The organism is Microbacterium sp. LMI13-1-1.1, from assembly GCF_040815625.1.
Taxonomy (GTDB): domain Bacteria; phylum Actinomycetota; class Actinomycetes; order Actinomycetales; family Microbacteriaceae; genus Microbacterium; species Microbacterium forte.
On the sequence record NZ_JBFPNL010000005.1, the window covers coordinates 767,688 to 788,106 of the forward strand.

16 protein-coding genes are annotated in these 20,419 nt (G+C 69.2%); 6 read left to right on the forward strand and 10 right to left on the reverse strand.

From position 1 onward, the window contains the following. Positions 1–91 precede the first annotated feature (91 nt). On the forward strand, positions 92–2,380 hold the full coding sequence (locus tag MRBLMI13_RS10645; protein ID WP_367822390.1) for a DEAD/DEAH box helicase: 2,289 nt from the start codon (positions 92–94) through the stop codon (positions 2,378–2,380). A gap of 430 nt (positions 2,381–2,810) precedes the next feature. Here the strand turns inward: MRBLMI13_RS10645 and MRBLMI13_RS10650 are convergent, their stop codons facing one another. Beyond that, positions 2,811–3,350 (reverse strand): YaeQ family protein, encoded by a 540-nt coding sequence (locus MRBLMI13_RS10650; protein ID WP_042537956.1) that lies wholly within the window; start codon positions 3,348–3,350, stop codon positions 2,811–2,813. Positions 3,351–3,402: 52 nt separating this feature from the next. Continuing rightward, positions 3,403–4,464: an Rv2578c family radical SAM protein gene (locus MRBLMI13_RS10655; RefSeq protein WP_367822392.1), complete on the reverse strand. Its 1,062-nt coding sequence runs from the start codon at positions 4,462–4,464 to the stop codon at positions 3,403–3,405. An 83-nt stretch (positions 4,465–4,547) separates the two neighbouring features. Here MRBLMI13_RS10655 and MRBLMI13_RS10660 point away from each other — a divergent pair, with 83 nt between their 5' ends. Both MRBLMI13_RS10660 and MRBLMI13_RS10665 read left to right on the forward strand, forming a co-directional pair. Continuing rightward, entirely contained in the window at positions 4,548–5,483 is a 936-nt protein-coding gene (locus tag MRBLMI13_RS10660; protein ID WP_367822394.1) for a M15 family metallopeptidase, read from the forward strand. Between the two features lie 163 nt (positions 5,484–5,646). Next, entirely contained in the window at positions 5,647–6,810 is a 1,164-nt protein-coding gene (locus tag MRBLMI13_RS10665; protein WP_042537950.1) for an acyl-CoA dehydrogenase family protein, read from the forward strand. Positions 6,811–7,034: 224 nt separating this feature from the next. Here MRBLMI13_RS10665 and MRBLMI13_RS10670 read toward each other — a convergent pair whose 3' ends face one another. From MRBLMI13_RS10670 to MRBLMI13_RS10690, 5 genes are all read right to left on the reverse strand, one after another. Next, positions 7,035–7,610 (reverse strand): ECF transporter S component, encoded by a 576-nt coding sequence (locus MRBLMI13_RS10670; protein WP_309693530.1) that lies wholly within the window; start codon positions 7,608–7,610, stop codon positions 7,035–7,037. Positions 7,611–7,720: 110 nt separating this feature from the next. Next, entirely contained in the window at positions 7,721–8,596 is an 876-nt protein-coding gene (locus tag MRBLMI13_RS10675; RefSeq protein ID WP_367822397.1) for a siderophore-interacting protein, read from the reverse strand. An 11-nt stretch (positions 8,597–8,607) separates the two neighbouring features. Beyond that, positions 8,608–9,426 carry an energy-coupling factor transporter transmembrane component T gene (locus MRBLMI13_RS10680; RefSeq protein ID WP_367822399.1) on the reverse strand — a complete coding sequence of 273 codons (819 nt, stop codon included), beginning with the start codon at positions 9,424–9,426 and terminating at the stop codon, positions 8,608–8,610. Continuing rightward, positions 9,423–11,213, reverse strand: coding sequence for an ABC transporter ATP-binding protein (locus tag MRBLMI13_RS10685; protein ID WP_367822401.1), 1,791 nt, complete (start codon positions 11,211–11,213; stop codon positions 9,423–9,425). The genes MRBLMI13_RS10680 and MRBLMI13_RS10685 overlap by 4 nt, the downstream gene beginning before the upstream one ends. Before the next feature lie 91 nt (positions 11,214–11,304). Continuing rightward, positions 11,305–11,847: an ECF transporter S component gene (locus MRBLMI13_RS10690; RefSeq protein WP_367822403.1), complete on the reverse strand. Its 543-nt coding sequence runs from the start codon at positions 11,845–11,847 to the stop codon at positions 11,305–11,307. Between the two features lie 166 nt (positions 11,848–12,013). On the opposite strand from MRBLMI13_RS10690, the gene MRBLMI13_RS10695 reads away from it, so the two are divergent. Continuing rightward, complete coding sequence (locus tag MRBLMI13_RS10695) at positions 12,014–15,046, forward strand: S8 family peptidase (RefSeq protein WP_367822405.1); 3,033 nt, start codon at positions 12,014–12,016, stop codon at positions 15,044–15,046. A 60-nt stretch (positions 15,047–15,106) separates the two neighbouring features. Here MRBLMI13_RS10695 and MRBLMI13_RS10700 read toward each other — a convergent pair whose 3' ends face one another. After that, positions 15,107–16,069 carry a pirin family protein gene (locus MRBLMI13_RS10700; protein WP_367822407.1) on the reverse strand — a complete coding sequence of 321 codons (963 nt, stop codon included), beginning with the start codon at positions 16,067–16,069 and terminating at the stop codon, positions 15,107–15,109. A gap of 64 nt (positions 16,070–16,133) precedes the next feature. Between MRBLMI13_RS10700 and MRBLMI13_RS10705 the strand changes: the two genes are divergently transcribed. Further along, entirely contained in the window at positions 16,134–16,511 is a 378-nt protein-coding gene (locus tag MRBLMI13_RS10705) for a hypothetical protein (protein ID WP_042537935.1), read from the forward strand. An 85-nt stretch (positions 16,512–16,596) separates the two neighbouring features. Here the strand turns inward: MRBLMI13_RS10705 and MRBLMI13_RS10710 are convergent, their stop codons facing one another. Next, on the reverse strand, positions 16,597–16,914 hold the full coding sequence (locus tag MRBLMI13_RS10710; RefSeq protein ID WP_056375496.1) for a GNAT family N-acetyltransferase: 318 nt from the start codon (positions 16,912–16,914) through the stop codon (positions 16,597–16,599). A gap of 91 nt (positions 16,915–17,005) precedes the next feature. Between MRBLMI13_RS10710 and recQ the strand changes: the two genes are divergently transcribed. Continuing rightward, positions 17,006–19,081 carry a DNA helicase RecQ gene (gene recQ / locus MRBLMI13_RS10715; RefSeq protein WP_367822409.1) on the forward strand — a complete coding sequence of 692 codons (2,076 nt, stop codon included), beginning with the start codon at positions 17,006–17,008 and terminating at the stop codon, positions 19,079–19,081. Positions 19,082–19,116: 35 nt separating this feature from the next. Here recQ and MRBLMI13_RS10720 read toward each other — a convergent pair whose 3' ends face one another. Beyond that, positions 19,117–20,400 (reverse strand): TetR/AcrR family transcriptional regulator, encoded by a 1,284-nt coding sequence (locus MRBLMI13_RS10720; RefSeq protein ID WP_367822410.1) that lies wholly within the window; start codon positions 20,398–20,400, stop codon positions 19,117–19,119. Positions 20,401–20,419 lie beyond the last annotated feature (19 nt).

Here is a 20,419-nt window from a genome sequence, read left to right on the forward strand (position 1 = left end):
GAAACCCCGCGTGGTCGCATCCCACCGCGCGCAGGGTACCGCGCGTGTGCGCGGCGCCGTTCTCGTGGCGAGAACTCAGAAGGACACCCTCATGCCCAAGAACAAGAAGCCCCGCGGCGGACGCCCCTCCGCCAACTTCGAGCCGCGTTACGGCGCGAACAAGACGTCGTTCCACGACCGCCACAACGGTGGCCGTGACGGCGCGCGCGACACCCGCGATTCGCGTGATGCACGCGGTGGACGTGCGGATGCCGGTGAGCGGCGCACTCCCGCGGCCGGATACGACCGTCGTCCCGGCAGCCGCAGCGTCGGCCACCGCGGCTACCGCCCGGCCGAAGAGGGCGCCGCACCCAAGCAGCGCTGGTCGTCGCAGGAGCGTGCGGGTCGCGACGAGTCGCGCGGCATCCGCAACCGTGCCGAGTCGGGTCGCCGTGAGGCACCGCACAGCCGTGACGACCGTCCGCGCTACAACGACCGCTCCTCCGCGGGCTTCGACCGTCCGCGCCGCGATGACCGCGGCGGACAGCGTCCGACCGGTCCCGGCACGTACCGCGATGAGCGCGGCGGCCAGCGCGACGAGCGTCCGCGCCGTGACGACCGCGGTGCCGGCACGCAGCGCCAGGGCTTCCGCGATGGCGATCACCGCGACGGCGGACGTCCGGGTCGTGACGACCGCCGTGACCAGCGTTCCGGTGGCTTCCGCGACGACCGCGGTGGCCAGCGCTTCAACCGCGACGACCGCCCGCAGCGCGACGACCGCGGCGCGTCCGAGCGTCCGCGCTTCGACCGCGCAGCATCCGAGCGTCCCCGCTTCGACCGTGACGACCGTCCTCGTCGCGACGACCGTGGCGCGGGCCCGCGTCGTGATGACCGTGGCGGTGCCGAGCGTTCTGAGCGCTCCTACGACGCCGACCGTGCGCGTCGTGCCTTCGACCGTGACCGCACTCAGCGTTCGATCGAGGGTGGCCGCGACGAGCGTTCGCGTCCCTCGACCGGTGGCGCGTACCGCACCGATCGTCCCCGCCCGCTGACGTCGGACACCCGCGGACGGCCGTCGCGCAACGAGCGCCCCAGCCGCAACGACTGGAACGCCACATCGAGTGCGGCCCCCGCCAAGAAGTTCGAGCCGACCGACGACGTCGTGCACGAGCGCCTCGAGGCGAAGTCCGTGGCGGCCGTCGAGGTCGACGGTGTGACCTTCGGCGACCTCGGTCTCGGATCCAACATCGTCGAGACCCTCGCCGGCATGGGCGCGGCGACGCCGTTCCCGATCCAGGCTGCCAGCATCCCGGCAGTGCTCAAGGGTCGCGATGTCCTCGCCCGCGGTCGCACCGGCTCGGGAAAGACCATCGCGTTCGGTGCTCCGCTCGTCGAGCGTGTGCTGCAGTCGCAGGCGGGCAAGCGCCGCGAATTCGGCCGCAAGCCCCGCGCGATCATCCTCGCCCCGACGCGCGAGCTCGCGCTGCAGATCGACGGCACGATCCAGCCGATCGCCCGCAGCGTCGGCCTGTTCACCACGCAGATCTACGGTGGTGTGCCCCAGGGCCGCCAGGTGGGCGCGCTGAAGAAGGGCGTCGACATCGTCATCGGCACACCCGGTCGCATCGAGGACCTGATCAACCAGGGCAAGCTCGACCTCTCGGACTGCCGGATCGCCGTTCTCGACGAGGCCGACCACATGTGCGAGCTCGGATTCGTCGAGCCCGTGCAGCGCATCCTGCGTCACACGGCCGACGGCAGCCAGAAGCTCCTCTTCTCGGCCACGCTCGACCGTGAGGTCGCGGCCCTCGTCGACGAGTTCCTCGTCGACCCGGCCGTCTACGAGGTCGCAGGTGAAGATCAGGAATCGAGCACCATCGAGCACCGCGTGCTCGTCATCGAGCACCGCGACAAGGCCGACATCCTCACGTCGCTGGTCGACCGCGCGGGCAAGACCCTCGTCTTCGCCCGCACCCGTGCGTATGCCGACATGCTCGCCGAGCAGTTCGACGACGCCGGCATCCCCGCGGTCTCGCTGCACGGTGACCTCAACCAGGCCAAGCGCACGCGCAACCTCGAGCGTCTGACGTCGGGCCGCGTGAACGTGCTCGTCGCCACCGACGTCGCCGCCCGCGGCATCCACGTCGACGACATCGATCTGGTCGTTCAGGCCGACGCACCCGACGAGTACAAGACGTACCTGCACCGCTCGGGCCGCACCGGTCGCGCCGGTCGCTCGGGCCGCGTCGTCACGCTGATCACGCGTCAGCGTCAGCGTCGCATGACCGAGCTGCTGCAGCGCGCCGAGATCGACGCTCCGTTCGAGAACGCTCGTCTGAACGACGACCTGATCGAGGAGATCGCCGGTCGCATGCCGACCGCGTCAGACCTCACGGCCTGATCCGCCGCGACGAAGGCCCTGTCCCCGCATCCGCGGGGGCGGGGCCTTCGTCATGTTCGTCCGGTTCGCCGGGGCTGTGTGCGTCGCCGCATCGGCGGCACGGTGCGTAGGGGGTCACCCTCCTCGGCGCGGGTGATCTGCTTCGGAAGGGGTGGTCTCCTTCGGCGCGTGTGATCTGCTTCGGCGCGTGGGGGCGACGTCTCCGGGAGGAGATCTGCGCTTCGGGAGGACTCATCGGTCGGAATCCTCCGCCCGAAGCGCAGTCCTCCGCCCGAGGCGCAGTCCTCCTCCCGAAGCGGAATCCTCCTCCCGAAGCGCAGTCGTCCTCCCGAAGCGCAGTCGTCCTCCGGAAGCGCAGTCCTCCGCCCGAAGCGCAGTCCTCCTCCCGAGGCGCAGTCCTCCTCCCGAAGCGCAGCCCTCCTCCCGACGCTCAGCCGAGCTGGTGCTCGTGGATCGCTGTCGTCAACGTCGTGCCGTTGAGGTCGAGGTAGAGCACCTGCTCGGTGACGGTGAGCGTCATGGTGTTGCGGCGCTCGATGAGCGGTGCGGCGGAGTCGATGAACCCCGCATCGAAGCTGAAGACCCGGATGTCCTCTGAGCGGTGGATGCGCTTGTCTGCCCAGGGGGCCATGACCTTCGCGGGATCGCGATGCGTGTAGACGACAGTGCGCTCTGCCAGTCGGCTGCCGTAGTGCAGGCGCTCGGCATCGGGCGCTCCGATCTCGATCCAGGCCGTGATCTGGCCGGTGAGGTCGCGGACGAGGACGGCCGGCTCGTCGGTCTGCGAGATCCCGCCGCCGAATGCGATGCCTTCTGCGAACTCGAGTCCGTACGCGAGCACGCGGGTGAGCATGTATGCATCGGTCTCCGACGGATGCCGTGCCGCACGCAGTGAGAAGTCGTCGTACACACCGCGATCCATGTCGGCCAGTTGGACTTCGAACGTGTGCATGGTGGAGCCGATAGCCATAACGTCCGAGCCTACGCGCCCGGGGCGCTGGCCGCCGACGCGTCCTGTTCCCTCAGAACAGCATCGGCTGCGCAGGGGCAGGCGACGGGGTGAACGTCGGCGCCGGGCGCCCGTGCGGCGCGGACCCCCGGATGCCGCGCACCGGGTAGTCGTCTTCGTGCTGGCCGTCGAGGCCGTGCAGCCTGATGAGCGGCCGCGCCCGCTTGGCGAGCCATTGGCGATAGCCCTTGGGTGCCTCGGCCGAGACGCCCGGATACAGTCCCCGGTACGACGAGACCAGGTCGGGACGGAACTCGCCGAGCCACTGCATGAACCAGGGCTTCACGCCGGCGCGCAGGTGGAGAGCGCCGTAGATGACGCGATTCGCTCCCGCCTCCTTGATGCGTCGCAGCGCTGTGTCGATCGCCTCGACGGAGTCCGTCATGTGGGGCATGATCGGCATCAGGAACACGGTCACCCTGAAGCCCGCATCCCGGAGCGCTCGCACCGTGTCGAGCCGAGCCTGCGTCGTCGGGGTGCCCGGTTCGATCGCCTTCTGCAGCTCGTCGTCGTACATCGCGATCGACATCTGGATGTCGACGGGCACCCGCTGGGCCGCCTTCACCAGCAATGGGATGTCTCGCCGGATCAGCGTTCCCTTGGTGAGTATCGACATCGGGGTGCCCGACGCGGCGAGGGCGTCGATGATCCCCGGCATCAGCTTGTACCGGCCCTCGGCGCGCTGATACGGGTCGGTGTTCGTCCCCAGAGCGACGGTCTCGTGCTCCCAGCTGCCTTTGCGCAGCTCTCTCTCCAGCACTTCGACGACGTTCACCTTCACGACGATCTGAGAGTCGAAGTCCGAGCCGCCATCGAGATCGAGGTATTCGTGGGTGCCCCGAGCGAAGCAGTAGACACACGCGTGACTGCATCCGCGATACGGGTTGATGGTCCAGGCGAACGGCATGCGCGATGCGCCGGGAACATGGTTGAGCGCGGACTTCGACAGCACCTCATGGAACGTCATGCCCGCGAAGTCGGGAGTGGTCACCGTGCGGAGCACCCCTGTGCGGGCCTCGAGGCCGGGCAGGGCGGCGTCATCGACGTCGCCGAGTTTCTGCCCTTGCCACCGCATGCCGATAATTCGAACATACTTACGAGGGAACGTCAACCCGGGGTGGGAATTCTGTTCGATCGGACTTAAGGGACAATGGAAGCATGTTCTTCCCGCCGCAGCCTCAGCATGCGGCACAGCGCTCTCCGATCCGCGGACCCGCCTTGCCCATCGGTCTTGCGGTGACGGCGATCGGCGTCCTGCTGTCGATCGCGGGCGCGCCCATCTCCGCATCCGCGCCCGCGGAGATGGCGATGCCGGAGCCGCTGGTGGTGCAGGACGTGCCGGCGGTCGAGGTCGGTGCGACCACCGCGGCCGATCCGTGTTCGGAGCCGAGTGTGCTCGAGGCGATAGCGGTCGCCGACGATTCGGCGATCATCGCCGGCTTTGGCGGCGGCGAGAGCTTCCGGGCCGCCGTCGTCGCGGGCAACGCGCCCTGCATCGCGCTCGACGACCCCGCTCATGTCTGGGTGGTCGTGAACAAGGCGCGTCCCCTCGCTCCGCTCTCTTTCGCGCCTTCGTCCCTCGCCGACCTTCCGCTGCAGATGACGACTCGCTCGGGGCAGGCCCGCACAGACGTCGCCGCGGCAGTCGGAGAGATGGCCGATGCCGCCGCCGCCGAGGGAGCGGGCCGCATCGGCGCGAACAACGGCTACCGGTCATACGACCTGCAGGTCGCGACCCACGCATCGCATGTGCGCAACAGTGGCCAGGCCGGGGCGGATGCCTCGTCGGCGCGTGCCGGGCACAGCGAGCATCAGACCGGGCTCGCACTCGATCTCGTGGCCTGCGACTCGTCGTGCGGAGCCATCGAGTCGTTCGGGGCGACCGTGCAGGGCGAGTGGATCGCGGCGAACGCCTGGGAATACGGCTTCATCGTCCGATACGAGCAGATCGGTTCGGGGATCACCGGGTACAAGCCGGAGCCGTGGCATCTGCGCTACCTCGGACGCGAGCTCGCGGCCGCCTACCATCAGGGCGGATATCACACGCTGGAGGAGTTCTTCGGGCTCCCCGCCGCTCCCGATTACACCCACTGACCGCGTCTCGCGCATGTCCGGATCGGCCCGATTGCGGCATCCGACAATCGCGGTACCCAGTCCCACGGATTGTGGGATGCATTCTCACAACGGGCTGTCATGGTGTCGGTGACCCGGCATAGAATCGCCGGAGCAAAGACGCACGAACGTTCAGGAGGACGCAATGGAACGCGACATCTACGAAGAGGATCACGAGGCATTCCGCGACCTCGTCAAGGACTTCGTCAAGCGCCACGTGAGCAACGAGGCGATCGAGCGGTGGGATGCCGCGGGTGAGATCGACCGGGCGACCATGCTGGCGGCGGGCGAGGCGGGCCTGATCGGACTGTCCGTGCCCGAGGAGTTCGGCGGAGCCGGGATGCTGCAGGACTACCGATTCCGCACGGTCGTGATGGAGGAGGTCATCGCCTCCGGCGCGGGTTCGCTGGCCGGCGCCTTCGGCATCCAGGACGATCTGGCTGTTCCGTACCTCGTGCACATGGGCACGCAGGAGCAGAAGGAGAAGTGGCTGCCCCGCATGGCCACCGGCGAGGTTCTGGGTGCGCTCGCCATGACCGACCCCGGCGCCGGCTCCGACCTGCGCGGCATCAAGACCAACGCCAAGAAGGTCGACGGCGGCTACATCCTCAACGGCGCCAAGACGTTCATCTCCTCCGGCTCGACGGCCGACGTCGTCGTGACCTTCGTCAAGACCGGCGAGGGCAACCGTCCCGACGCGTTCAGCCTGCTGCTCGTCGAGAAGGGCATGGAGGGCTTCGACCAGGGCAAGAAGCTCAGCAAGATGGGCTTCCACGGCTGGGACACGGCTGAGCTCAGCTTCACCGACGTGTTCATCCCCGACGAGAACCTCATCAGCGGCAAGGAGGGGCAGGGCTTCATCCAGCTGATGCTCAACCTGCCTCTCGAGCGCCTCTCGATCGGCGTCGCCGCGGCCGCGGCCGCTCAGGCCGCCCTCGACTGGACCGTCGCCTACACGAAGGACCGCGAGGCGTTCGGCGAGCGCATCGCCGACTTCCAGAACACCCGCTTCCGGCTCGCCGACATGGCGGCGACCACCGACGCGATGTGGGCGTACATCGACCGCGCACTGCTCGCCTACAAGAACAGCACGCTCAGCGCCGAGGACGCCGCGAAGGTCAAGTTCTGGGCGACCGAGCGCGAGTGGGAGGTGCTCGACATGGGCGTGCAGCTGCACGGCGGCTACGGCTACATCATGGAGTACCCGATCGCCCGGGCCTTCACCGATGCCCGCGTGCACCGCATCTACGGCGGCACGAACGAGATCATGCGCGACCTCGTCGGTCGTCAGATCGTCGGCAAGCGCTGACGCACCGAAGATTCGAAGGGCCCCGGATGTCGGCATCCGGGGCCCTTTCTCGTGGTGCCGGGTCCACCCCGAGTCGGCTCGTGGGCGAGTGGATCGGCTTCGCTCCGCACATATTCGGCGGGCAGGAGCGACGCACCGGAACCGGATGCCGGAGCGCGGCACGCCGCGAGTCGGCATCCGAAGCTGTGTCCGGACGACAGGCACCTGACGGGGTCCTGCCCCGGTCAGCGGGGCAGCCGTGCTCCCACGCCGGCCTTCCGCAGCCGGTCGGCGATCAGGATGCCGAGGGCAGTCGCCCCGAGGCAGCTGGCGAGGGTCACGGCGAAGAACGTGACCTGCAGGGGCAGCTCGAAGCTGCCGAGGTTGAACGACGTCCAGGCGAGCACCGGGTAGACGATGCCGACGATCGCGGCGCCGAGATAGTGCAACCAGGTTCCCCAGTAGCGCCAGAGCACGAAGAGGAACGGCAGCTCGGTGAACGCCGCCCACCACAGGTTGGTGGCGACGCTGCTGAAGCCGTATCCCGAGAACGGGACGATGACGAGTCCGGCCAGCAGGCCCACCAGCAGGCCGACGAGAGGGCGGCGCAGCAGACGCAGGGCGATGACCGAGGGGAGCAGCCAGAGTCCGGCGAGCCCGACGCTGACGAACGGGAGACCGGGGAAGAGGATCGTCGAGATCCAGTTCGCCGGCGCGAGCAGCGCTCCACCGGCGACACCGAGCGCGGCACATGTCAGGAGGATCGCCGTCGGGAACCGGAAGCGCGAGCGTCCGCCGCCGGTGCGTGGTCGATTCTGCATCCCAGAAGGCGATTTCGGATGCGTTTCTGACCGCTCACCACCGTCGGGGGCCGAATCCGCGTAGGGGTTCGAGTCCGCGGCATCCGCTCCGGGTATGCCATCCGCGCCGCTCATGCGAGGGGCTCCGCTGCCGCTTCGCGGGCTGCCTTCGACGTCGGCGACGCAGCGCCGATCTTCCAGTACCCGCAGAAGCTGACGTCGTTCTTGTCTACGCCGCGCTCGCCCACGAGGTGCTTGCGCGCACCGGATGCGAGCGACTGCTCGCCCGCCGCGTAGGCGTGGAACGGCGCGTCGGGGAGCGTCAGCTCGCGCAGTCGAGCCAGAGCGAAAGACCCGGGGTCGAACTCGTGCGGGCGCACGAGCCAGACCAGGTCGACACCGGCCGGATGCGGGAAGTCGAGCGCGTCCTCCTCGGACGGCACCTCGATGATCGCCGTGCCCGTGGCGTGCGCGGGGAGCGACGCGCAGATCGAGGCGATCGCCGGCAGCGCCGTCTCGTCGCCGACCAGCACGACGCGGTCCGTTCCGCGCTGCGGGTTGAACGTCAGTCCCTCGTCGATGATCAGCACGTGCTCGCCGGGCGCGCAGGTCTCCGCCCATCGCGAGGCGGGCCCGGCCGTGCCGTCGGCCGCAGACCCGTGCAGCACGAAGTCGACGTCGATCTCGGCGCCTGACTCCGTCGTCGCCGGTCGGTGTGCGCGCACGCTGTAGTTGCGCATGACGGGGCGTTCGCCGTCGGGGATGCGCAGGAACTTGAGATACCCGAACATCTTGTTCGCCTTCGCGGGCACCCGGTCGAGGCCCGCGTCGCCGCCGATCGGCAGGAACAGGCGGAACCACTGGTCGAATCCCATCGGATGGAACCTCTCGATCTCGCCTCCCCCGAGGGTGACTCTCATCCAGTGCTCGGAGAGGCGCTGGGTGCGCAGCACGCTGAGGTGGATGAGCTCGGACGATTCGGGCTTGACCAGTTTGCTGTATGCCATGCGGGCGCCTTTCAGGGCAGCTGCCAGGGGAAGAAGAGCACGAAGATCGCGGCGGATGCGGTGATCGACGCGATGATGAAGACGGTGTCGCGGGTGCGGAACGGCACGAGATGACGCTCGGTGCGTGTCGGGTGGGCGCCGAAGGCGCGGGAGTCCATGGCGAGAGCGACGCGCTCGGCGTGGCGGATCGCTCCGGCGAGCAGCGGCACGATGTAGCCCCAGCCTCGGGCGATGCGCGCGAACGGACCGCTGCCGCCGTGATGACCGCGCACCCGATGCGCGGCACGGATCACAGCGAGCTCGTGGCCGAAGCGCGGCACGAAGCGGAAGGCGGCGAGGGCTGTGTAGCCGATCCGGTAGGGCACGCGCAGCTGCTGCACGCTGGCGCGCACGAGGTCGGGGCCGGTGGTGGTGAGGCCGCCGACGAGCGCCAGGGCGACGATCGCACCGAGTCGGAGGGCGGTGGCGAAACCGATCTCAAGAGCGCCCCGGTACAGCGTCCACTCGCCGATCTGCAGCGCGGCATGGGTGTCGTCGACGAGCGACGCATCGACCCACAGCGAGAACCCGACGCCGATCGCGAGCATGCCGACCGGCAGCGCGACGAACAGCAGCGCGGCCGTGCGCCAGGTCACGCGGGAACCCGCGACGATCAGTGCGAGAGACAGCACCAGGAAGGCGGCGGGTGTGGCGAGGTCGCGCACGAAGATCAGCAGCACCATGGCCGGGGCGACTCCGGCGACCTTCGCCAGCGGGTTGAGCGCATAGAGGAACTGGCGCGGAGAGGATGCCGAGACGGCGGCGTACGGGTCGAAGACGTGCGCGCTCATGCGATCGCCTGCCCCGCTTCGGCCAGCACGCGCTGCAGCGCCGGGAGCCGGAGCCCCGCCTCGACGAACGGCGCCTCATCGCGGAAGAGTTCGTCGGTGCGATCGGCGGCGTGCACTCGACCGTCCTTGAGGATGACGGTGTGCGACGTGTGCTCGGCGACGAGCTGGAGGTCGTGGGTCACGATGACGATCGTCGTTCCCTCAGCGCGCAGATCGCGCAGCAGCGCGAGGAGCTCGGAGGCCCGCGCGCGATCCTGACCGAAGGTCGGCTCGTCGAGCGCCAGCACCTGCGGACGGGTGATGAGGGCCGTGCCGACCGAGAGGCGTCGCTTCTCTCCGCCCGACAGCAGGAACGGGTGCACGTCGGCTTTGGCTTCGAGTCCGAAGCGGGCGAGCATGGCATCGACGCGCTCGCGCGTCTCGGCATCCGGGGTGTGCCGCAGTCGAAGCCCGTGTGCCAGCTCGTCGAACACCGTGTGGGCGATGAACTGGTGCTCCGGGTTCTGGAACACGAACCCGATGCGGCTCGCGAGCTCACGCGGCGACGCCGAGCCGGGGTCGATGCCGTCGTCGATCGTCACCTGGCGCTTCGGCGGCGGCACGACTCCGGCCAGCGCCTGCAGCAGGGTGGTCTTGCCTGCGCCGTTCGTGCCGATGATCGCGGTGAGGGTTCCCGGCTCGATGTCGAGATCGATGCCGTGCAGGATCTCGGTGCGGTGGCGGCGCACGGTGAGACCGCGGGCGCTGATGATCGGTGCGGTGTCGCCGGTCTCGGTCGTCGAGCCGCGACCTGCGTCCGTCTGCAGGACCGTGGCACGAACGTCGGGCGAAACAGCGTCGTCTGGTCCTGCATCCGTGCCTCGGTCCTGCAGACGGTTCGGGCGGGAGGCGGCGGACGACGTCGCGCCCGGGCCCTGCAGGTGGTTCACCCGCGTCACGGTCAGCGCCGCGGCGAGCTCGGAGGGGGTGAGGGGGAGTTCGTCGAAGTGCGCCCCCGCATCCTGCATCCGCAGTGCAGCCAGAGTCGCACCCGGCAACCAGACCCCCATGGCCATGAGCTCGTGGGCGTGCGTGCGGATGATCTCGGCCGCCGGGCCGTCGAACGCCACGCGTCCGGCACGGTCGAGCACGATCGTGCGGGTGACGAAGCCCATCGCCGCGTCGAGGTTGTGCTCGACGAGCAGGATGGCCCGATCGCCGGCGGCGACCACATCGGTCAGTGCGGCATAGACATCGTCGATGCCCTGCGGGTCGAGGTTCGCGGTCGGCTCGTCGAGCACGATCAGGGGCGACCCCATGGCCAGTGCGCACGCGGTCGCGAGGCGCTGACGCCCGCCGCCCGACAGCCGGTCGGGGTTCTCGTCCCGTCGCTCCCACAGGCCGACGCGACCGAGAGCGTCCGCTGTCCTGGCGTGCACCTCGTCGAGGGGGAGCAGCAGATTCTCGGGTCCGAACGCGACCTCGTCATAGACGGTGCCGGTGACGATCTGCGCATCCGGGTCTTGGAAGACCATCGCGACGTGGGTGCTCAACGACGCGGTGTCGGCTTCGACCGTGCTGACGCCGCCGGCGTCGACCGCGCCCGTCATGGTCGCCGGCACGGCATGCGGGACGAGCCCGTTGAGTGCGAGCGTGAGCGTCGACTTGCCCGAACCGGAGGGGCCGAGGAGCAACACGACCTCACCGGTGCCGATGTCGAACGTGACGTCGTGGGGCGAGGGGCGCACCGCACCGGCGTGGGTGATCGAGAGGTCACGCACGCTGAGAAGGGGCGCGGATGAGCGCACGGCATAACCCCGGTTTCGGCGGATCGGTACCGTTCTAACTTAGCTGAGCCTTACCTGAATCGCCACGCGCCGGATCAGCCGCGATCGACGCTCAGCGCCGGGCCACGCCTGCCCGGCTCAGGGCGCCGCCGATCGCCAACCCCACGGCCGTCCAGGCGATGGGGCCGAGCACCGAGATCACGAGATAGGCGATCTGCGCCCATGGCGGCAGCACGGCCAGGTGAGCGGCGAAGAACACCACGACCGCCACGATGACCCCGATGACCCCGGCCGAGATGAAGAAGCGCCACGGCCCCCACGAGCGGTACCGCGTGAGTGCGGCGATGCCCTCCTGGATCGCGCCGAACAGCAGCGCGGTGCCGATGAAGCGCAGCGTCCAGGCCGGGTTGAAGGCGCTCGAGATGAGCGCGGCGATGACGTGCGTGACGAGTGCGACCAGGGGGCGGCGCAGCACCTCCTGGGCGATGATGCCCGGAAGGACGTGCGAACCGAGGACGAGGCCGTAGAGGAATGCCGGGCCCGCGAGAACAGGGAGCGTGATCCAGCCGGCGATCCCTCCGAGGAGGCCCGTGGCGACGCCGATCGCGGCGCAGACCAGCAGCACGCGGGTCGTCAGGACGGGGGAGGATGCCACTCGTCCAGCCTACTGTCGACCATCGGCGACACGGCTGGCCGTTCGTCCAGGAATAATCCCCGACTCTGGTGTGTGGACGGAAGCCCGGCGTAGCTTGAACGGCGGTGCGGCAACGCAGTCGCACCGTGATCATCGGGAGAAGCGCATGGGTCGAACACCCCTCCGGATGGCAGCGGCCACAACCCTGGCAACGCTGTTCATCGCATCGACGGCAACCGCAGGCTACGCAAGCACGGAGGAGGTGAACCACCCCACTCCGGTCGAAGGCACGCCCGGTCACTACATCGTCGTGCTGAAGTCCGATCCACTCGCGAGCTACACCGGCGACGTCAGCGGCCTCAAGGCGACGAAGCCCGCCGAGGGCGAGCAGCTCGAGAGGCAGTCGCAGGACTCGCAGCGCTATGTCGAGCATCTCGAGTCCGAGCAGCAGACGATCGCGCAAGAGGTCGGGGTCACCCCGGAGAACACCTACCAGGTGGTGCTCAACGGCTTCAGCGCCGAGCTGTCGGGAGAGCAGGTCGACAAGCTCCGTGCGTCGAAGGACGTCTACGGCGTCTACCCCGACTTCATCCGTCACCCCGACGCGCAGACCTCGACGGACTTCCTCGGTCTCGGCGACGACAAGAAGGGCCGCGGCGGCGTCTGGCAGCAGACCGGCGGTGTCGACAAGGCCGGCGAGGGCGTGGTCGTGGGTGTCATCGACACCGGCATCGCCCCCGAGCACCCGTCGTTCGAGGGCAAGAACCTCAAGAAGCAGCCCAAGAAGGACAAGCGCCACAAGGGGAATCAGCCGTACACCGACGGCACCTACGTCTACTTCGACAAGTCCGACGGCGGTCAGTTCCAGGGAACGATGGTCGAGGCCCAGGAATGGGACAAGGGCGACTACTCGACGAAGCTCATCGGCGCCCAGTACTTCTACACCGGCGCCGAGGCGGCAGGATTCGACTTCCAGTACGACTACCTCTCGCCGCGTGACGGCGACGGCCACGGTTCGCACACCGCGAGCACGGCGGCCGGCAACTTCGGTGTGAAGGCCTCGATCGAGGACGTCGACTTCGGCAGGATTTCGGGGGTCGCACCCGGTGCCAAGGTCGCGGCCTACAAGGCCTGCTACGTCGGACCCGACCAGGCGGTCACGACCGACGACATCTGTGCCGGCAGCGACCTGATCGCCGCGATCGACCAGGCCGTCGCCGACGGGGTCGACGTGATCAACTACTCGATCGGCGGTGGAGCCGCGTCGACCGTGCTCGCGCCGGAGGACATCGCGTTCTTCAACGCGGCCGCCGCGGGCGTCTTCGTGGCGACCAGCGCCGGCAACGACGGCCCCGACCCGGTCACGGCCGATCACGCGTCTCCGTGGTACACCACGGTCGCCGCCTCGACGATCCCCACGTGGGAGGGCACCGTGCAGTTCGACGGCTTCGCCCAGGCCGGTGCGTCGGTGAGCGTGCCCTTCGGCACGACGGTCACCGGCCCGTCGATCTACGCGGGCGATGCGCCGGCTGCAGGTCAGGCCGCCGCCGATGCCGCGCTGTGCCTCCCCGGCACGCTCGATGTCGCGAAGGTCACCGGTCACATCGTGGTCTGCGACCGAGGCGGCAACGCTCGCGCCGAGAAGTCGCAGGTCGTGAAGGATGCCGGTGGCATGGGCGTCGTGCTCGTCAACGTGCCCGGTGCCGCCGACTCGCTCGACAACGACTTCCATGCCGTGCCGACCGTGCACCTCGCCTCGGTGCATCGCGCAGCAGTGCTCGCCTACGTGCAGGGCGGCGTCGACCGTCCGATCACGCTCGTGGGTGAGAACACGACCGGAGTGGTGACGCCCGTGCCGCAGATCGCCGGATTCTCGAGCCGCGGCCCGATGCTGGCAGACGGCAGCGACATCATGAAGCCCGACATCGCCGCCCCGGGTGTCGCGATCCTCGCGGCCACGCAGAACGCTCCCGGAGAGGCGCCGACGTTCGGCATCCTGTCCGGCACGTCGATGGCCTCTCCGCACATCGCCGGTCTCGCGGCGCTCTATCTCGGCGAGCGGCCGAACGCCAAGCCCGCCGAGATCAAGTCCGCGATGATGACCACCGCATACGACACGGTGAACCCCGACGGCTCTGCCAACAAGGACCCGTTCCAGCAGGGCGCGGGTCAGGTCGACCCGAAGCGCTACTTCAACCCGGGTCTGCTCTATCTGAACGACGTGCCCGACTGGGTGGCGTTCCTCGAGGGCAAGGGCCTGGCCGACTTCCCCGGCGAGCCGATCGACGGCAGCGACCTGAACGTCGCGTCGTTCTCGATCGGATCGCTCGCCAGCGCGCAGACGGTCACTCGCACGGTCACCGCGACGGAGAAGGGCACGTTCACGGCATCCGTCGATCTGCCCGGCGTGAACGTGACGGTGGAGCCGTCGACGCTGAAGTTCGACAAGCCGGGCCAGACCGCGACCTACACGGTCACGTTCGACAACCAGAGTGCACCGGTCGAGCAGTGGGCGACCGGATCGCTCACCTGGACGAGCAAGAAGAACACGGTGCGGTCGCCGATCGCGGTGTTCCCCGTCACGGCGGATGCTCCGGCCGAGGTCGAGGGCACGGGAGTCGACGGTTCGACCACGGTCGACATCACTCCCGGCGTCGACGGCGCTCTCGCGCTCGGGGTGTCGGGCCTCACGCCGTTCACGCTGCTGGAGGACCCGGATGGCCGGGTCGTCGGCCACTCGGGTGACGAGGCATCGGGAGACGCCAACAAGGACGTGTCGTGGATCGTCGACGTGCCGGAGGGCACGACGCTCTCGCGCTTCGACCTCGACTCGTCGGATGACACGGGCAGTGACCTCGACCTCACGGTCTATCGGGTCGTGAGCCCCGACGACCTGCGCTACTACGAGCGCTGGCAGTCGGCGACGGGGTCGGCAGACGAGCGGGTGACGCTTCCTGCACCGACAGCCGGCACCTACCTGGTGGTCGCGAACGTCTACTCGACCTCGGCGCCGATGACGTGGGACATGACCTACGCCAACGTGCAGCCCGAGGGTGAGGGGGCGTTCACGGCGACCCCGAACCCGATCGAGGCCGTGCGCGGCCAGGCGACGAGCTACGAGCTCAGCTGGACCGGTCTCACCGCCGGCACCCGCTATCTCGGACTCGTGCAATACGGTGAGTCCGCCGTGCGCACGATCGTGACGGTCGACGCGCAGTAGCAGTCACAGGCGACGCCCCGTGCTCTTCGGAGCGCGGGGCGTCGTCATGCCGCCATGGAGTCAGATCTTCCGACCGCGGGGCATGAGCCGCACGTCGGGCAGGGGAGGTGCGGGGATGCGCACGTCGTGCCCCTCGACGACGCCGAAGCGAGCGGATGCCGCCTCCCACTCGGTGCGCGCCTCGACGATCTCGTCGTGATCACGTCCAGCGAAGTTCCACCACATGACGATCTCGTCGGCGAACGGCTCGCCTCCGATGAGGAAGAGCAGGGCACCCTGCACGCTCGTCACCTCGACGGCATCGCGCGAGTCGCCCAGGTAGAGCATCTCGTTCTGGGTCATCCCGTGCGTCGCCACGTCTGCATCTCCCTCGACGAGCATCAGGGCCTGCTCCCATTCGGGGCGCAGCGGTAGCCGGACGCGGGTGCCGGCCGGCACCACGATCTCGGCGCCGACGATGGGTGTGTGCACGGTGGCCGGTGAGGTGACGCCGGCGAACTCACCGAGAACCACGGTGGCCGTGGCCGACGAGCCCTCGTCGGCCCGAAGCGAGACCTGAGGGAGATCGGTGTGGCGCTCGAAGCCGCCCGCTCCCTGGCGTGCGCCGTCGGGCAGGACCACCCAGAACTGCAGGGCGTCGAGGGGGATGGGGTCATCGCCGATCGAGTACTCGGAGTGCGAGATGCCGTTGCCGGCGGTCATCAGGTTGAGCTGCCCGCGTCGCAGGTCGGCGTCGCTGCCGAGCGAGTCGCGGTGACGGATCTCTCCGACCAGCGGCCAGGTGACCGTCTGCAATCCGATGTGGGGGTGCGGCTCGACCCGCATGCGGGTGTCGGCCGGTCCGAACCGGTCGAGGAAGCACCAGGCCCCGATCGTCGGCAGGTTGCGGTGCGGCAGAACACGCAGCACATTCATGCCGCGCACCCCGCCGAGAGGCACCTCGCGCGGTTCGAGGACGATGCGACGTTCGCCGATCCGTGCTTCGCCGTGGACGTCACCGGATGGGGTCGCGATATCGGTCATCCGATTCTCCTTCGCTCAGGGGCGTCTGCGCACCGGCACTCCGGTGGACTCCTAGGCTCGCCCCATGATGTCTCGACGTTCTCCCATTATCCTGCTCGCCCTCGGTGCCTCGGCGGTGGTGCTGTCGGGTTGCGCCTCAGGGGGCGATGCCGGGTTCTGCGGTCCACTCCATGACGAGCATGAGGCGGCGGCGGTCGCGTTCGTCGCGCTGGTCCCGGGGATGAACACGGAAGCGGACGTGCAGACGCGGCTCAGCCTCGTCGAGGAGCTCGAGCCGACCCCGGAGCTCGCCGATGACCTGACGGCCTGGACCGACTACCTCACGGTGGGTGCGGAATCGATCGATGACGATCCCACCGCGGTCATCGAGGCGTACGACGACAACGCCAAAGCATCAGGAGAAGCCCTGTTCGAGTACTACATGGGCACCTGTCTGCAGTAAGTCGAGCCCTGGAGTCAGGTCATCCCCATCAGGCCGTTCCCGCCAGGCCATTCCCGTCAGGCCATTCGCCCAGGTCCGGATCCGGTCAGGCCTCGACCGGTGCGGTGCCGGGGCGCTTCGGCCAGCGGATCTCGGCGCCGGCGATCTCGTGCGTCGTCAGGTACTTCGCGATGTACGGGCACAGCGGCACGATCGCATCGCCGGAGGCGGCGGCATCCGTCAGCGCCCTCTCGGCGAGGATGCCGGCGAGACCCTGCCCCTGGAATGCGGGGTCGATCTCGGTGTGGATGAAGCGGATCGCGCCGGGGCGCAGATCGAACTCGGCGTAGCCGGCGAGCGTGCCGTCCGAGCGGATCTCGTAGCGGGATTCTGCGTCGTCGCGGGTGACGGTGATGTCGGTCATCGGGATCTCCTTCAGGCGTCTGCGTCCAACCTACGCCCGTGGAGTTGCGGAGGGGCGGGCCGAGGTCGGCGGGGGTCGTTACGCTGGAGGGATGCCGCAGACTCCCCGTGACCCGTACGAGGATCTGCCGTACGCAGACGAGCCCTGGGACGGCGCAGGATGGGAGCCCTCCGAGCCGCCGGAGCCCATGGACTGGGAGCCGCAGGGCGCCGGGTTCGAGCCTCCGCTCGACTGGGGTCGCGGTCCCGTGACGCCCGTGACGACGAAGGTCGGGCGGTCGGCGTCCCGCGCGACGGCATCCGCCGCAACGTCCTCCGCGGCATCCGCTCCCGCGGTGCGGCGTGCCACTCCCAGTCGCTATCCGTCGGCGGCCGAGGCGCTGCACACGGTGTTCGGCTACGACGAGTTCCGCGGCGACCAGGCCGCGATCGTCGATCAGGTCATCGGCGGCGGCGACGCGGTCGTGCTCATGCCGACCGGTGGCGGAAAGAGCGTCACCTATCAGGTTCCCGCTCTCGTGCGCGAGGGCACGGGTCTCGTGATCAGCCCGCTCATCGCCCTCATGCACGATCAGGTCGACGCCCTTCGGGCCAACGGCGTCAACGCCGCGTATCTCAACTCCACGCAGGGGATCGACGAGCGGCGCGAGGTCGAACGGGCGTACGTCGCCGGTGAGCTCGACCTCATCTACGTCGCCCCCGAGCGGCTGTCCTCGCCGCAGACCACGGCGCTGCTGCAACGAGGCACGCTCAGCGTGATCGCGATCGACGAGGCGCACTGCGTGTCGCAGTGGGGCCACGACTTCCGCCCTGACTACCTCGCACTCGGCGACCTCGGCGAGCGGTTCCCCGGCGTTCCGCGCATGGCGCTCACGGCGACCGCCACCCGTGCGACGCACAAAGAGCTCACCGAGCGACTGAGGCTCGACACGGCGAAGCACTACGTCGCCAGCTTCGATCGGCCGAACATCCAATACCGCATCGTGCCCAAGGTCGATCCGCGCAAGCAGCTGGTCTCTTTCATCCGCGCGCAGCCGGAGGGCTCGGTGGGCATCGTCTATGCGCTGAGCCGCAAGTCGGTCGAGCAGACGGCGACGTATCTCGCGGCGCAGGGCTTCGACGCCCTGCCGTATCACGCGGGCCTTCCCGCCGAGGTGCGGGCGAAGAACCAGTCGCGGTTCCTGCGCGAAGACGGTGTGGTGATGGTCGCGACGATCGCCTTCGGCATGGGCATCGACAAGCCCGACGTGCGCTTCGTCGCCCACATCGACCTGCCGAAGTCCGTCGAGGGGTACTACCAGGAGACCGGGCGTGCGGGCCGCGACGGCGAACCGTCGATCGCGTGGATGGCCTACGGGCTCGGCGACGTGGTGCAGCAGCGGCGCATGATCGATCAGAGCCCGGGCGACCGCACCTTCAAGATGCGGATGGGACAGCACCTCGACGCGATGCTCGCGCTGTGCGAGACGGTCGAATGCCGTCGACAGAATCTGCTCGGCTACTTCGGACAGGAGTCTCAGCCCTGCGGCAACTGCGACACCTGCCTCGAGACGCCGGAGACCTTCGACGGGCTCGTCCCCGCGCAGAAGCTGCTCTCGACGATCGTTCGCCTCAAGCGCGAGCGCAACCAGTCGTTCGGCGCCGGTCACCTGATCGACATCCTGCGCGGGGCCTCGACCGAGCGCATCCGCCAGCAGGGCCACGAGAAGCTCGCGACCTACGGCATCGGCGCCGACCTCTCGGATCAGGACTGGCGCAGCGTCGTCCGTCAGCTGCTCGCGCGCGGCATCATCGTGGCGCAGGGCGACTACGGCACGCTCGCCCCCGGCGAGCAGTCGGTCGGCGTGTTGAAAGGCGAGACGCCTGTGCCGCTGCGCAAGGACACGATCGGGCGACCGGCGTCCTCACCGCGGGCCCGCAAGGCGAGCGCGGCGGATGCTCTCGACGCCGGCGACCGTCCGCTGTTCGAGGCGCTGCGCGCGTGGCGTGCCGAGACCGCACGGGAGCAGGGGGTTCCCGCCTACATCGTCTTCGGCGATGCCACGCTGCGCGCTCTGGCCGAGCACCGGCCGGCCTCGCTCGCCGACCTCGATGGCATCACCGGCATCGGCGCCAAGAAGCGCGACGCCTACGGCGAGGGCGTGCTCGCGGTGATCGCCGCGGCCTGACGCCGTCTGAGGCCTCCGGCAGGACGTCGCACGCGTCAGCGCAGCGGAAGAACGTCGTCGAGATGGGCGCGCAGGTGGGCGGTGATGTCGACCGCGTCCCTGTCGTACAGCCATTGATACTGCAGCCCGTCCCACATCGCGACGAGCCAGACCGCCTCGTGCTCGGGGTCGCGATGCTCCGACAGGTCCCCGTCGACCTGCGCGAGTCGGAAGAGCTCGGCGAAGTAGCCGATGACCTCCTCGAAGCGCTCGGCGAAGTAGTCGTGGGCGGGGTGCGTCGCGGGAACGGCCTCGCACGACAGCACTGCATACACCTCGATCAGGCCCGGCTCGTCGAGTGCGCTGACGCGCGCGCCGGTGGGGAGATCACGCAGCGCGGCCCCGGCGCGTTCGGGATGCTCGTCCTCGCTGCGCTCCTGAATGGCGCGATCGCGCTCGGTGAGCACGGCGCTCAGCAGCAGCTCCTTCGAGGGGTAGTGGTGCAGGAGCGTCGACTTCGACACCCCGACAGCCTTGGCGATGTCGCTGAGACTCGTGTCGCCGTATCCTCCCCGCGAGAACAGATGCATCGCGTCTGCGAGGATCTGCGCCCGACGGCGTCGACCGACTGCGTAACCGGGCTCGTTGTCGCCAGCACCCTCGACGAGCGCCGCCGACATGGCGGGCAACGGACCCGCGGCCACGTCTGCGGGTGCGGGCTGGGCAGGGTCGCGCCAACCGACCGGCAGCGCCCACAGCGATTCGCGCTCCTCGAGCATCTGCACGACATCGACGCGGTCGGGAAGGTACTGCGAGATCAGTTGCAGCCCGTCCCAGCCCGCCATGTGACGGGTGGTCTCGTCTGACACATCCCTGCCGGCGTCGATGGTGCCGTGCAGCGCCGCGTCCTCGAGCACCTCCGAGCTCAGCTCACGCAGGCGGGCGTATCGCTGTCGCATCCGCTCGTGGGCCGGATGCTCGGGGGCCGACGCCTCGCCCGTGAGCGCGGCGAAGAGCTCCAGATAACCCGGGGTGCGCGCGTTGCGCCGTGCGACGTCGGCGAAGATCAGCTCTCCCGAGTCCGATGCCGCCCCGACCAGATCGAACGCCCTCTCGTTCTCCTCCTCGAACCCGGCGACGACTTCGGCGAGCAGGTCGTCCTTCGAGGCGAAGTGGCCGAGGAGGCCGGGGTGGCTCACGGATGCCGCGGCGGCGATGTCGCGCAGGGACGTCGAGCGGTACCCGTTCGAGATGAACAACTCGCGGGCGGCGTCCAGGATCCGCTGGCGCGTGGCCGCGGCGCGCGCCTGACGCGAGCCTGTCGTCGTCGCTGTCGTCATCGCTCCCCCTTCCCCCTCA